The following is a 14095-nucleotide window of genomic DNA, read 5'->3' on the forward strand; positions in this document are numbered from 1 at the left end:
GCCTGCGGGGTCGCCGCGCGCGCAGAATGGCAGTTCGCTCCGAGTCGGGGGGGACTCATGCCATCGGCGATCGGGTGGGGCCGCACTGGCGGCTTGGCAGTGGCCGTGGGTGCCTGCCTGGCCCTGAGCTGCCCCGCCGTCGCCGGTGCTGATTCGCCCGATTCGAGCCATTCGAACAGCTCGTCGCACAGCGTCGGCCACGCCAAACCCAAAAGCGGTGTCGCCTCGCCGGCCCGCGCAGCTGCCAAACCACGCAGCACCGTCAGGACCGCGCCCGCGGTGGCCGCACGGAAACCGAACCCCGTCGAATCGGTGGTCTCGGCGGTCCTAGGCGCGCTGACGTTCGCGCGCCGCGAGTTCGAGCACACGCTGTTCAACAAGGCGCCGACGATCGACTACGACCAGACCAACAACAGCCTCACCGCGGGCAATGCCATCACCGGCAACATCGGCGCGACGGATCCCGAGGGCGACCCACTGGCATACAAGATCAAGCAGCAGCCGACGTCGGGGACGGTGACCATCGACGGTCACGGCACGTTCGTCTACACGCCCGGCGCGCCGATGCAGCCCGGGGACACCGCGCAGTTCGTCGTCGCCGTCATCGATCGCGGAACGGGCCTGCACGGCTTGGCTTCGCTGTTCTCCCCGAAGACCGCCGGCACCACCACCGCGACCATCACGGTGGCGGCGATCGGTCCCCAGCCGCCCCGGCTGAGCATCTCCGATGCCACCGCAACCGAACCCACCGGCACGCGCGTCGGTGCCGGCTTCTGGCACACCAGCGGTAACCAAATCCTGGACGCCGCAGGCAATCCGGTGCAGATCGCCGGCGTCAACTGGTACGGCTTCGAAGGCTACAACGGTGTCCCGGACGGACTGTGGACACGCAACTACAAAGACATGATGGACCAGATGGTCAGCGAGGGTTTCAATACCATCCGGCTGCCCTACTCCCAGGACGTCCTGCATGGCCAGATTCCGGGCGACAGCATCGATTTCAACATCAACCCCGATCTGCAAGGCCTGACGTCGATCCAGGTGATGGACAAGGTCATCGACTACGCGGGCGAGATCGGCCTCAAAATCATTCTCGACCATCATCGCAACGACGCGGGCATCAGCACCACGGCCAACGGCCTCTGGTACGACGACAAATACAGCGAGACGGACTGGGTCAACGACTGGGTGACGCTGGTTGCGCGCTACGCCGGGAACCCGACCGTGATCGGCGTCGACCTGCACAACGAACCGTACAACTGCACGTGGGGCGGCGGCGGCGCGGACGACTGGGCCCGCGCCGCCGAACGAGCAGGCAACGCGATCCTCGCCGTCAACCCCGACCTGTTGATCATGGTCGAGGGCATCGGCGTTTACCACGACCAATTCTATTGGTGGGGCGGCAATCTGATGGGCGTCCGGGATCGTCCGATCGTGCTGAACGTACCCAACCGCGTGGTCTACTCGCCGCACGATTACCCGAACTCGCTGTTTCCCCAGACCTGGTTCACCGGTGACGATTTCGGCGCCGGGCTGCCGGACGTCTTCACCAACGCTGGGGCTACATCTACCAAGACAACATCGCGCCGATCTATCTCGGCGAGTTCGGTACCGGCCTGACCGACCAGAAGGACATCATCTGGTTTGAGGCCCTTACCTCCTACCTGTCCGGCGATTTCGACAACAACGGAACCATCGACATCCCGGCCGGCGACGAGCCCATCAGCTGGACGTACTGGGCGTGGAATGCCAGCTTCGTGGACAACGGCGGCATCCTGACCGACGACTGGACAACGGTCGATCCGAACAAGTTGACCTACCTCAAGCCCATCCAGTTCGCCTTCAACGACCGCACAGGCACTTCGGTGGCCACGTTCACCGTGACGCTGAGCGCTGCATCGGACCAGACCGTCACCGTGCACTACACCACCTCGGGCGGCTCGGCCATCGCGGGCAGCGACTTCGTCGGCGCTGCCGGAACGGTGACGTTCCTACCCGGTGAGACGAGCAAAACCGTTGCGGTGACGGTGCTCGGCGATTCAGCGGCAGAGAACACCGAGACGTTCACAGTCGTGCTGTCCGGTCCGGCCAATGCCACGGTGACTGATGCCACCGGAGTCGGCACGATCGTGGATCACACCATGGTCTAACCGACCACCCGGTAGCTGGTCGACCTGGCGGCCCGCTGCCACAACACACCGTCGCCGGCGGTCACCCCCGCGGCGCTCAGTTCCCGCTTGAGGATCTTGTTGGTCGCAGTCTGCGGCAGGTCGTCGTTGATGCGGACGAAGCTCGGCCACGCCTTCGGCGACAGATCGGGCTGGGCGGCCAGGAACTCCTCGAGCTGCGCGGGCGTCAGTGACTCACCGTGGCGCAGAACAATTGCCGCCATCACCTGATCGCCCACCCGCTCGTCGGGCACGGCGTACACCGCGACCTGGTTGAGCTGCGGCAGGCGCAGCATGATCCGTTCGATCGGTGCGGCGGCCATGTTCTCTCCGTCGACCCGCATCCAGTCCGAGGTCCGGCCTGCGAGATAGATCCAGCCGCCGGCGTCGCGGTAGGCCAGGTCACCGGTCCAGTACATGCCGTGCCGCAGGCGCTCGGAGGTGGCCGCCGGGTCGTTGTAGTAGCCGGTGAACGGTCCGGACCCGGTGGTGTTGACCAACTCCCCCACCGCGTCGTCGGCATTGAGCAGAGCACCGTTGTCGTCGAAAACTGCGGTGGCACACTCGGTCACGGTATCGGGATCATAGATCGACACCCCGCCCCAGCCCTTGCCGATCGAGCCGGGTGGGGTACCGTCCTCGCGGACCACGACGACCGCGAACTCGCTGGAGCCGAATCCGTCGATGATGCGGCAGCCGAAACGCCGTGAGAATTCCGCGATATCGCGTTCGGTGGCCTCGTTGCCGTACATGATGCGCAGCGGGTTGTCGGCGTCGTCGGGACGCTCGGGGGTGGCCAGCACCAGCGCCAGCGGCTTACCGACGTAATTCATGAAAGTCACGCCGTAGCGGCGTAGGTCCGGCAGCAACCGTGACACGGAGAACTTCACCGGCACCATCGCCGCTCCGGCGGTGACCGCCACCGAGAAGCCGACGGCCACCCCGTTGGAGTGGAACAGCGGCATCGCGAGGTAGCACACGTCATCGGCGGTGATGTCCATCTGAGCCACCAGGCTCAGACCGCACATCACGCTCATCGTGTGGACGAAGGGCACCGCCTTGGGGTTGCCGCTGGTACCGGAGGTGAAGATCATCATGAACGGGTCCGTGCCGGTGACCTCTTGCGGCACAAGAGGTTTCGCATTCATGACGGCATCGGCGTAGCGCCGGCCCGCGACGTTCAGCACCGTGACGCCGGTGAGGTCCAGCCCGTCGATCAACGCGGCATGATCGTCATCGACCAATAGCAGCTGGCAATCCGAGCGCGTGATGTCCGACACCAGGCCCGCACCACGGCGGGTGGTGTTGATACCGCACAGCACGTAGCCGCCGAGCGCCGCGGCGGCCATCGACCGCACATAGGCCGGCGAATTCGTCATCAGCGCACCGACATGCATGGGCCGTGCCGGATCAAGCAGGGCCAACATGGCGGAGGCCTCGGCCGCGGCGTCGGCCAGGTATTGACGCCACGTCCAGGTGCGCTCGGGTGAGATCACCGCGACGGAATCGTCATCGGTGCGGGTGCGCAACAGCTTCTGGACGGTATCGATCATGTGGGTCGATAACGCAGCAGGGTCATTCCGGTGCCGGGGAGGTCGTAGAATACCGGGGCGACGCGCATCCCGATCCGGACGTTCTCGGGGTCGACATCCACCAACTCGGTGGAGAACCGCGGCCCGACGTCCCACTGCACGACCGCGGGAAGCTGCGGCAGCGCATCAGCCCACGGCGGACCGGTCGGTCGGCGAGCGACCGTGTACGTGTACAGCGTTGCGGCACCGTCGATCTCGCGCCACTGGAGATCGTCGGCCAGGGTTCCCGGTGCCAGCGTGCGCGGATAGAACACGTAGCGGCCTGCCGAGGGTGAATACTGCACCAGGATCCGGTGCTGGGCCAGTGCATCCCAGAACGGTTGCGACACCGGCGTGGGTTCGGGAACGGGCATCGGCTCGGCCATCAGTCGCCTCCCAACACCAATGCCACCTGCTCGCTCATGATTCCACCGGTCCCGGCGACGAACGCGGTATTGGCGTCGGGTACCTGCGCCGCCGCCGAGCGGCCCATCAACTGGCGGGCGGCGTCGACCACATGGTGCATCCCCCCGGACATCCCGGCCTGGCCATAGGACAGCTGGCCGCCTGCGGTGTTGAGTGGGAAGTCGCCGCGGAAGGTGAGGTCGCGGTCCTTGATCCAGCTCATGCCGTGGCCCTTCGGACAGAATCCGGCGTCTTCCAGAGTCATCAGCACCGTGATCGTGTAGCAGTCGTAGACCGACGCGATGTCAACGTCGGCGGGTGTGAGCCCGGCCATCGCGAACGCCCGCTCGGCTGAGCGGGCGATGGGCGTGACCATCGGATCATGGGCGTATGTCGTGGTCTTGAAGGCGATGTGCTCACCGAAACCCTTGACCCACACCGGACGATGACGACTCTTGCGGGCAACGTCGGAATTGGCGATCAACACCCCGGTACCGCCGTGGACGGGCATGACGATCTCCAGCATGCGGATCGGGTCGGCGATCATCGGGCTGGCGAGCACATCCGCCTCGGTGAGCGGCTTGCCGTGGAACACCGCGCCGGGATGCGCACAGGCGTTGGTGCGCTGGTCCACCACGATCTTGGCCAGCGCCGATGGGTCGTAACCGTACTGCGCCCCGTAGCGTTGGGCGATCTGGGCGAACGGGGCGTTCTGCCCGACGTTGCCGTACGGGATCTCGTATTCGGCCTGCGGCGATCCGTAGTTGTTGCTCGACGCCCCGTACCAGCTCGGCGCGACCGGCTCACGCCGAGCCGATCGGGGCAGGGCACGGGACCCGGGCAGCACGGCCAGCACCGCGTCGCACAACCCGAGCTCGACGGCGACCGCCGCACGCCACACCATCGCGGCCGACGTTGCACCGCCGAGGTCTACCCGCTCACCGAAATCGATGGGCAACCCCAGGTATTCACTCAAGGTCGCCGGCACGAACATGTCCGATTCGGCCAGGCCGTGCGAGATCAGCCCGTTGACCACGCTCGCGTCCAGCCCGGCGTCGTCCAGCACGAGCTTCGTCAGCGCCGCGTACTGGTCAAGGGTGAACGATCCGGGGCCGGTCGGCTTGCGTTCGGCGGGCAGCTCGGCGATCCCGACGATCGCCGCCTCACCGGCCAGCTTCATCAACAATCCCCAAGTCTGCGAGGTAATTCCACCGTTGCGGTGCCGGGCATCAGAACCTCCGCGTCACGCCTGCCCGCGATCTCCAGGTCCACCAATCCGCGGTTCGCCTCGATCCGTTTGGCGGTGACCGTGCCTGCGAAGGTCAGCGGCTGTCCGGGGAATGCCACTGCGCGGTTCTGCACCGAATAGTTCACCAGCCTGCCGCGTCCGCCGATCCAGTCGGTGATCGCGCGGGCCAGCAGCGCGGCCTGCAACGGTCCCTGCACCAGGATGTCGTCGTACCCCTCTGCGTCGCGTGCCCACTGCTTGTCGTAGTGAATGCGATGGCCGTTGTAGGTGGCGGCGCTGAAGAAGAACATCTGCGTCTCGTCGACGGTGACGGTGAGCTCCGGTATCCGGTCGCCGGGCTCGACGTCGTCGAAGAACAACTGGCTCATGGGCGCGCAATCATCGACGTGGACGCCTCGGCGAGCAGCTCGCCGTGCTGGTTGCGGTAGACGGTGTGCCAGGTGACCAGAACGAATCGCCCTGAGCGGCCATCTTTTTCCACGACCGAATCGATGGTGCGGACCATCTCGATCTCGTCGCGGTGATAGGCGGGCAGGTGAAAGGTGGTGCTCTCGCCACCGGCCATCCGCCGCGGCGCCTTCGGGAAGGCCAGACTGCCCGAGACCGCACCCGACGACCCGTCCTGGCGAAGGGCGGACAGCGGGCTGACGCCGAGGACGGCGTATTGCAGATACAGCGGTGGGCAGATGACGTCGCGGTACCCGTTGGCGCGGGCATAGTCCGGGTCGAACCACAGCGGGTTGTGATCGCCGACGGCGGCAGCCCAGCGTTGCCAGTCCCGGCGGATCACCTCGCCGGTGGCGGTGGCCGCGACGGTGCCGACGCGCGCCGCCGTCTCCGGGTCGATCAGACTTTCGGTCACCGGCCGTCCTTGCGCCGCAGCCGGTCACCGACGGCAGCGCGGCTGACCTCGTCCTCGTCCAACCAGGCTGCGGCGATGTCGGCACCGCCGCCCAGCGTGGAGAGCACCCTGGCACGTTCCGACCACAGGTAGAGGTCGGTCTCCACGACGTATCCCATCCCGCCGTGCAATTGATGGGCGTCGAGGGTCGCCCACTTGGCCGCCGTGGCGGACTGGATGCGAGCGATCGCAGTTTCCCGAACGGCGCTGCGGCCCTGGCTGATCGCGGCTATGGCGGACCGCGCGGCCAGCCGGGCCGCCGCCAGCGCGATGTGCATATCGGCCACGATGTGCTGGGCGGCCTGGAAGGAGGCGATCGGTCGGCCGAACTGGTGGCGCACGGTGGTGTAGCGCACGGTGCGTTCGAGCACCGCCTCGCCGACGCCGACGAGATCGAGCGCCGTCAACGCCACCGCCGCGTTGGCGGTACGACGGAGCTCGTCGCGGCCCAACGCGGCGCCGTCGTTGAGGACATCGTCGACCGGCACATCGTCGAAGCGCAGCACGGAGGCACGGTGGCCGCCCATCAACGCCAGTGGCCGCAGCGTCACGCCGTCGTTGTGCAGCCGGACGACGAACCCGACGGTGTTGCCGGACCGGTCGAATCCGGACACGACGACGATGTCGGCGGTGTCCGCGTCGTTCACGAAATCGGCTGTGCCGGTGAGGCGCCACGTGCCGTCACGATCCTGATCGGCGCGCATGGTGGCGGTCACATCGGCTGCGTCATTCGGATTCCAGAGCGCTGTGGTGGCGGAGATCCGTCCGGCGGTCAGATCGGGCAGCCACGTCACGCAGGACTTCTCGCCGCCGAGGATGTGCAGGGCGTGCGCGGCGATCGCGGTGCTGTGCACCCGCATCGGGCACAGGGCCCGGCCCGCTTCGCGGGCGAAGATTCCGAGATCCGACAGGGATCCGCCGGAGCCGCCGTAGGCTTCCGGCAGCCCCAGTCCCATCACCCCGGCCGTGGCGAGGTCGCCCCACAGATCGGCGCGGCCTGCGGCCAGCAGGCCGCGCAGACTGGCTTCCAGATCGCGATCATCTTGCGAGGGAACGAGTTTCATCTCACCGTCCGTAGGAGGGCATGCTGTTGCCGCGCTGGGCGATGACGTCGCGGAGTACCTCGTTGGTACCGCCGCCGAAGCGCATGAGGGGCGCAAACCGGTAGAGCTTCTCGAATCGGCCGCCGGCCGGCGCCTCCGAATTTCGGTGCGCGAGCAGGCCTTCGGCTCCGAGCAGGTCGATACCGAGGTCGGCGATGCGCTGTCGCAATTCGCTGCTGAAGACCTTCTCGACGCTGACTTCCACGGTGGGGATCACCCCACCGGCCAACAACGACGACGCCTCGTAGCCCATCAGCCCGGCGACCTCGACGTCGGCCTCGGCCTGGGCCAGCCTGCGGCGGAAACCGGGATTGTCGATAGGCACGGTGCCGTCACGGCGCGGCATCCGTGCCAGCACCTGCAACTCGTCGAGTGCACGCCGCAGGTCCCCGGCGTTGGTCAGCGCACCGCGCTCCAGATCGAGGGCGCCGGTGATGTAGGACCAGCCGCGGTTCTCCTCCCCGATCAGGTTGGTCACCGGTACCCGCACGTCGTCGAAGAAGACCTCGTTGGTCCGGTAACCGGACCACGCGATCAGCGGGCGGATCCGGACACCGGGACTGTCCACGGGGACGACGATCACCGAGATTCCCCGGTGTCGCTGGGCCTGCGGATCGGTGCGCACGCAGAGCCATTCGTGGGTGGACCGCTGAGCTCCGCTGTTCCAGATCTTGGATCCGTTGATCACCCATTCGTCACCGTCGCGGACCGCCTTGGTCCGCAGCGACGCCAGATCGGTGCCGGCGTCCGGCTCGGAATATCCCAGCGCGCAGGTCATCTCGCCGCGCGCGATGAGCGGCAGGAACTCACGCTTGTTCTGCTCGGTGCCGTGCCGCATGATCATCGGCGCGATCGAGGTGACGGTCAGATCCGGGCCCGGCGCACCCCAGTACTCGAACTCGGTCATCAGCAGGTGCAGGTGCACCGGCCCCAGCCCGAGGCCGCCGTACTCCGCAGGCCAGTTCAGGCCGAACCAGCCCTTGGCGCCGAGTTTGCGGCGAAACGCCGCGACCTCGCCGCCCTGGTGCTCCAGATTGTGTTCGGCGATCTCGGCGCGAAGGGCGTCAGTGACGTTCTCCCGCAGGAATTCCCGCACCTCCGCCAACCACGCGCGCTGTTCGGCGTCGAGGTCGAAATCCACAAGTCAGCACCCTAGCCGAATAGTTAGTCCGTCAACTCATTAATGCTCGGTATCGGGGTGTCACATTTCCGGCCCCGAAAGCATCTAGAGGACATGAGCAATAAGGCACGACTGGAACCCCTCACCCCGGACAAGGCTCCACTGCTGACCCGACTGATGTACCGCTGGGCCAAGCGACGCTTCGGCGAGGTCCCCGAACCGTTCGCCGTCTACGCCCATCACACCCGCCTGATGGTCGCCAACGCGGTCCACGAAGGGCTGCTGCAGAACGCCTCGAAGGCGCTGCCCGCCGACATCCGCGAACTCGCGGTGTTCTGGACGGCCCGCACCGTCGGCTGCTCGTGGTGCGTGGACTTCGGGCAGATGCTGATGCGCCTCGAAGGACTCGACCTCGAGCGCCTGGAGCACATCGACGACTACGCCACCTCGCCCCTCTACTCCGACGACGAGCGAGCCGCGATCGCCTACGCCGATGCCATGACGAAGGACCCACACACGATCACCGATGAACAGGTCCACGATCTGCGTCGGCGCTTCGGCGCCGACGGGGTGATCGAGCTGACCTACCAGGTCGGTATCGAGAACATGCGCGCCCGGATGAACTCGGCGCTGGGCATCACGGAGCAGGGATTCGGGTCCGGCGACAGCTGCCGAGTCCCCTGGGCGACCTAGCCACCGATTCCATCGATCTGTTACCTCCAGGAAAACAATTCCGCAGAATCTCCGCATCCTGGCGACTGAAACCGTAGTCTCGTCTCGTTTCATTCAGGCGTTTAAGCAGGAGATGCCATGAGTAAAGGTGAGCTCACCCTCGAACCCGGAGGCCCGGCCCCGTCGACCGTCGAGAGCAAAGGCCTCAAGGGCGGTGCGCTGGGGCTGGTGTCCAGCATCGTCGTCGGCATGGCCTCGACGGCGCCGGCATATTCCCTGGCGGCGACGCTCGGGCTGATCGTGGCCAGCGGCGGAGCGCTGCTGGCCGGCGTGAAGGCCCCGGCGATCGTGCTGATCGCGTTCATCCCGATGTACATGATCGCGGTCGCCTACCAGGAATTGAACAAGGCCGAGCCGGACTGCGGGACCACGTTCACCTGGGCATCCCGGGCGTTCGGTCCGCTGATCGGCTGGCTCGGCGGCTGGGGCATCATCGCCGCCGACGTCATCGTGATGGCCAACCTCGCCCAGATCGCCGGCGCCTACTCGTTCACGTTCGTCGGTGACCTCGGCTGGCACTCGGCGGCCGACCTGGCCAACAGCACCCTGTGGTCGACGGTGGCCGGAGTCATCTGGATCATCGTGATGACCTACATCTGCTACCGCGGCATCGAGGTGTCGGCGCGCATCCAGTACGGCCTGCTCGGCATCGAGCTCGTGGTGTTGGTGGTGTTCTCGATCGTGGCGTTGATCAAGGTGTACGCCGGCAAGGCGGAGACCTACTCGCTACACCCGTCGCTGTCCTGGTTCTGGCCCGGCGGCCTGGACTTCGGGACCGTGATCGCCCCGGCAATCCTCACGGCGATCTTCATCTACTGGGGCTGGGATACCGCGGTGGCGTGCAATGAGGAATCCGAGGACCCCGGCACCACGCCGGGACGCGCCGCGGTCATCTCGACCTTCCTGCTGCTGGCGACGTACGCGCTCGTCAGCGTGGCGGCCATCGCGTTCGCGGGCACCGGAACCGACGGCATCGGCCTGGGCAACCCGGACAACGCCGCCGACGCGTTCGCCGCGATCGGCCCGGATCTGTTCGGCGACAGCGTGCTCGGACACATCGGCCTGCTGCTGCTGTCCGCGTCGATCCTGACCTCGGCGTCGGCGTCCACCCAGACGACGATCCTGCCCACCGCCCGCACCACGCTGTCGATGGGTGTCTACCGCGCGCTGCCGCAGTCGTTCGCCAAGATCCACCGCACCTACCTGACCCCCACCACCTCGACCATCGTCATGGGCGCGGTGTCCATCGGGTTCTACGTGCTGTTCACGTTGATCAGCTCCAACCTGCTGTCGGCGCTGATCGGCTCGGTCGGCCTGATGATCGCCTTCTACTACGGCCTCACCGGGTTCGCCTGCGCGTGGTTCTACCGCAAAGACCTGACCGCCTCGGGGCGCGACTTCGTCATGCGCGGGGTGGTGCCCCTGCTCGGCGGCCTGATCCTGCTGGTGGTGTTCGCCTACGGGCTGATCCAGTACGCCAAGCCGGACTGGCTGACCGACGCCGACGGCAACAACGTCACGATCTTCGGCTTCGGCGCGGTCGCGGTCGTGGGCATCGGAGCGCTGGTGCTGGGCGTGATCCTGATGGGGGTCTGGTGGCTGATGTCTCCCGACTTCTTCCGGGGCCGCACCCTGTCCCGGCGTTCGAGCGCCGACCTGGTGCTGACGCCGGCGACCGCCGTTGAGGCGCACTTCGGCCTGCCGGACTCCGGAGACATGCCGACGGTCATCTCCCCCGACCTGTCGAACCTCCCGCCGGGCGAGACCGCCCTCAACCCGGAGACCGGCGAAGAGTTCACCCGGGGGCCGCAGGCTTAGGACAGCTCCTTGCGGGGCCACATCCGGTGGCCGGCCACCGCGACCGCGATGGTGATGGCGGCCGCCAGGTAGACCGGGTAGCCGGCGTCGAGACGCAGCAACGAGGCGCCGCAGAACGCGCCGGCGATGATCACCACGACGGCCCACAACCGGCGGTGCGTCAGCCACGTCATGCCGGGGCCGAACAGCGTCTCGCTGGCATAGGCGGTGAGCGTGGACGTGACCACGACCGTGGTGATGTCGGCGACGGCGAGCATCCGCGCCGTGGCCGCCTGGGCGCCCATCAGCGTCGCCAGCGTGGCGGCGACGCCGACGCCGACCGCCGACTCACCGTCGACCCGGACGAGCGTCAGCACCGTGGCCGCGGCGGCGAGCACCACCGCACTGGTGGCGAACACGGCGGTGACGACCGGCCGCCAGCCACCGGGGTGGCGTTGCAGCAGGCGGCCCACCACGGCGGCGCCGATCACGTAGGCGGCCAGCGCCACCAGCGGTCCGGCGACGGGCAGTTCGTCCTCACCGGCCATGCCCATCCCGAGGATCACCACATTGCCGGTCATGTTCCCGGTGAAGACCCGGTCCAGGGCGAGATACCCCACGGCGTCCAGCAATCCGGTGACGAAGGTGAGCGCGAGCATCAGCCACAGCTGCAGATGCGCGCGCACCAGGCCGCTCACGGCTGCGGGCGCGGGTAGTGTGCCACCACCGCGGCGCCATCCGACCGGGGATCCGACGCTGCCGTCATCGACCCGGCGGAATCGACGAAGACCACGTTGGCCTGACCGAGAGCCTCGGTCCGCGGCGGAACTTCGGTCGCGGTGAAGCCAGCCGCACGGATCGACGCCTGCGCGGCCGGGGCCAGGTCGGCCTCGACCGTCACGCTGTCCGGGCCGCCGCCGCATTGGGCGCCGACGATGGCGCGGGGCGCGGCAACCGCTTCGACCGCCGTGGCGCCGCCGAGTGCCCGCAGCAGGATCTGGCCGAGGATCTGTGGCTGGCCCTGCCCGCCCATGGTCGACAACACGTGGCCGATCTTGCCCTGCCGCAACGTCATCGCCGGCATCAGTGTGTGCGCCGGGCGCTTTCGCGGCGCGATCACATTCGGCGATGACGGCTCCAGGCTGAACCCACAACCGCGATTGTGGAACAGCACACCGGTGATTGGGTCGATCAGTCCGGACCCGAACGCGTGATAGACGCTCTGGATGAGTGACACCGCGTATCCCTCGCCGTCGGCGACGGCGATACCCACGGTGTCCCCGCGGGGCACGCCCGGCGGCCGGCTCACCGGCCCGGGGTTGCCCAGCATCGCGGCGACGTCGACGGTGGCGTGCCGCGGGTCGGCGAGTCGGCTGTCGCGAATCCCGTTGCCGCGGTGGAAGGCCTGCAGCAACTGACCCATACCGTCCCCGACCGGGTCGCGCAGCCCGCTGGCATGCACCGCGCCGAGCGCATGCAGCAGCAGAAAGCCCTGACTGTTGGGCGGGCTCGTCAGCACGGTCAGGTCACCGAACTCAGCCTGCAACGGCTCGACGACCTCGACCTGGAAATCGGCGAAATCGCCTTCGGTCACCCAGGACTGGTGGGTACGCAGGTAGCCGACGGCGCGTTGCGCGAGCCCGCCGCTGTAGAACTCATCGGGTCCCTCGGAGCGCAGCGTCGCCAATGTGTCGGCCAGGGCCGGCTGCCGGAACAACTCGCCGACCCGCATCGGTGCGCCGTACGGGCGGAACACCCGGTCGAAGTCGACGGTGCCGATCAGATCGCAATTCTCGGGATCGTCGATGTGGGTGGCCAGCGACGCCGGCACCGGCACGCCGTCGCGGGCAGCCGTCTCTGCGGCGCACAGCGTCGAACTCCATGAGACCCGGGAACCCAAGCGGCGCATGGCCTCCCACCCTCGTACCCCGCCCGGCACCGTCACCGCGGCCGCACCCCGGGCCGGCAACCAATCGCCGTGCTCGGCGCGCAGGGCGGCGGCATCCACCGCGGCACCGGCCCACCCGGAGGCGTTGAGGCAGGTCACTGCACCGTCCGGGGTTCGGATCAGCGCGAACAGATCGCCGCCGAGGGCGACGTTGTGCGGGTAGACCACGGTCAGCACAGCGGCGGCGGCGATCGCGGCGTCGATGGCGGTGCCACCTCCGCGCAGGATCGCGATCCCGGCATCGGTGGCCAGGGCGTGCGGGGTTGCCAGTGCTGCCACTACTGGCTGCCCGCCAAGCGCGGCAGACACGAAAGTTTCACTCCTTCAGCGGATGGTGGAAAGAAACGCCTTGGTGCGGTCATGCTGCGGATCGGCGAACAGTCGCTCCGGTGGCGCGTCCTCAATGACTCGGCCGCCGTCCATGACGACGATACGGTCAGCGGCGTCCCTGGCGAACCTCATCTCGTGTGTGACGACCACCATGGTCATGTGCTCGTCGGCAAGCTCACGCATCACCGCCAGGACCTCGCCGACCATCTCGACGTCCAAGGCGCTGGTGGGTTCGTCGAACAGCATGACCTTGGGCCGCATCGCCAACGCGCGGGCGATCGCCACCCGTTGTTGCTGTCCCCCGGAGAGCTGGCTGGGACGGGCATCGGCCTTGTCGGCCAGACCCACCCGGCCCAACAGCGCAATGGCGTCGCGACGCGCCTCGTCCTTGGCCACCCCGAGCACGCGCACCGGCCCGTTCCAGACGTTCTCCGCGGCGGTCATGTGCGGGAACAGGTTGAAGTGCTGGAAGACGAACCCGATCTCGCGCCGACGGCGGGCCAGCTCGGCGGTGCTCACCTTCTTGGTGCCACTGGAATCCCGATGGCCGATCGGCATCCCGCCGATTAGGATCCGGCCGCTGTCGACGGTCTCCAGATGATTGAGCGAGCGCAACAGGGTGGTCTTGCCTGCTCCGGAAGGACCGATGAGGACGACGACCTCACCGCGCATGACATCGAGCGAGACGTCGTCGAGCACTTTGCGGCCGCCGAGGGTGCGCGAGACATTCTGTACCGAGACGATCGGAAGTTGTTCTGCCACTTGGTTCAC

General features: G+C 67.5%; 14 protein-coding genes. 4 read left to right on the forward strand and 10 right to left on the reverse strand.

Translation table 11 applies throughout. The features are described from left to right. Window positions 1-57: 57 nt before the first annotated feature. Entirely contained in the window at window positions 58-1620 is a 1563-nt protein-coding gene (locus tag BST42_RS29920; RefSeq protein ID WP_083121573.1) for a cellulase family glycosylhydrolase, read from the forward strand. A 137-nt stretch (window positions 1621-1757) separates the two neighbouring features. Next, window positions 1758-2150, forward strand: a complete 393-nt coding sequence (locus BST42_RS29925) for a Calx-beta domain-containing protein (RefSeq protein WP_207569557.1) — start codon at window positions 1758-1760, stop codon at window positions 2148-2150. Here the strand turns inward: BST42_RS29925 and fadD1 are convergent. Genes fadD1 through BST42_RS22720 form a run of 7 tightly spaced genes read right to left on the reverse strand, consistent with a single transcriptional unit; the run spans window position 2147 to window position 8538 of the window. Beyond that, complete coding sequence (fadD1, locus tag BST42_RS22690) at window positions 2147-3721, reverse strand: fatty-acid--CoA ligase FadD1 (RefSeq protein ID WP_083121575.1); 1575 nt, start codon at window positions 3719-3721, stop codon at window positions 2147-2149. The genes BST42_RS29925 and fadD1 overlap by 4 nt on opposite strands. Then, window positions 3718-4125, reverse strand: a complete 408-nt coding sequence (locus BST42_RS22695) for a Zn-ribbon domain-containing OB-fold protein (protein WP_083121576.1) — start codon at window positions 4123-4125, stop codon at window positions 3718-3720. The genes fadD1 and BST42_RS22695 overlap by 4 nt, the downstream gene beginning before the upstream one ends. Then, window positions 4125-5324 (reverse strand): thiolase family protein, encoded by a 1200-nt coding sequence (locus BST42_RS22700; protein ID WP_083121577.1) that lies wholly within the window; start codon window positions 5322-5324, stop codon window positions 4125-4127. The genes BST42_RS22695 and BST42_RS22700 overlap by 1 nt, the downstream gene beginning before the upstream one ends. Beyond that, entirely contained in the window at window positions 5324-5761 is a 438-nt protein-coding gene (locus tag BST42_RS22705; protein ID WP_083121578.1) for a MaoC family dehydratase, read from the reverse strand. Before BST42_RS22705 ends, BST42_RS22700 begins: the two co-directional genes overlap by 1 nt. Next, a complete protein-coding gene (locus BST42_RS22710; RefSeq protein ID WP_237159549.1) occupies window positions 5758-6255 on the reverse strand; it encodes a MaoC family dehydratase in 498 nt (165 codons plus the stop codon). Before BST42_RS22710 ends, BST42_RS22705 begins: the two co-directional genes overlap by 4 nt. Further along, window positions 6252-7358 carry an acyl-CoA dehydrogenase family protein gene (locus BST42_RS22715; RefSeq protein WP_083121579.1) on the reverse strand — a complete coding sequence of 369 codons (1107 nt, stop codon included), beginning with the start codon at window positions 7356-7358 and terminating at the stop codon, window positions 6252-6254. The genes BST42_RS22710 and BST42_RS22715 overlap by 4 nt, the downstream gene beginning before the upstream one ends. Before the next feature lies 1 nt (window position 7359). Beyond that, the gene (locus BST42_RS22720) at window positions 7360-8538 is read right to left on the reverse strand and encodes an acyl-CoA dehydrogenase family protein (protein WP_083121580.1); all 1179 of its coding nucleotides are present in this window, start codon (window positions 8536-8538) and stop codon (window positions 7360-7362) included. A 93-nt stretch (window positions 8539-8631) separates the two neighbouring features. Between BST42_RS22720 and BST42_RS22725 the strand changes: the two genes are divergently transcribed. Continuing rightward, window positions 8632-9210, forward strand: coding sequence for a carboxymuconolactone decarboxylase family protein (locus BST42_RS22725; protein WP_083121581.1), 579 nt, complete (start codon window positions 8632-8634; stop codon window positions 9208-9210). A 117-nt stretch (window positions 9211-9327) separates the two neighbouring features. Next, a complete protein-coding gene (locus BST42_RS22730; RefSeq protein ID WP_083121582.1) occupies window positions 9328-11067 on the forward strand; it encodes an APC family permease in 1740 nt (579 codons plus the stop codon). On the opposite strand, the gene BST42_RS22735 is transcribed toward BST42_RS22730, so the two are convergent. From BST42_RS22735 to BST42_RS22745, 3 genes are read right to left on the reverse strand one after another with little or no spacing between them, the layout of a single operon-like run. Further along, window positions 11064-11744: a YoaK family protein gene (locus BST42_RS22735; RefSeq protein WP_237159550.1), complete on the reverse strand. Its 681-nt coding sequence runs from the start codon at window positions 11742-11744 to the stop codon at window positions 11064-11066. The genes BST42_RS22730 and BST42_RS22735 overlap by 4 nt on opposite strands. Continuing rightward, window positions 11741-13273: a gamma-glutamyltransferase family protein gene (locus BST42_RS22740; protein ID WP_083121583.1), complete on the reverse strand. Its 1533-nt coding sequence runs from the start codon at window positions 13271-13273 to the stop codon at window positions 11741-11743. Before BST42_RS22740 ends, BST42_RS22735 begins: the two co-directional genes overlap by 4 nt. A 45-nt stretch (window positions 13274-13318) precedes the next feature. After that, window positions 13319-14086 carry an amino acid ABC transporter ATP-binding protein gene (locus tag BST42_RS22745; RefSeq protein ID WP_272818748.1) on the reverse strand — a complete coding sequence of 256 codons (768 nt, stop codon included), beginning with the start codon at window positions 14084-14086 and terminating at the stop codon, window positions 13319-13321. Between the last annotated feature and the right edge of the window lie 9 nt (window positions 14087-14095).

Origin of the sequence: Mycolicibacterium rhodesiae, from assembly GCF_002086695.1 — a bacterium.
GTDB lineage: Bacteria > Actinomycetota > Actinomycetes > Mycobacteriales > Mycobacteriaceae > Mycobacterium > Mycobacterium rhodesiae.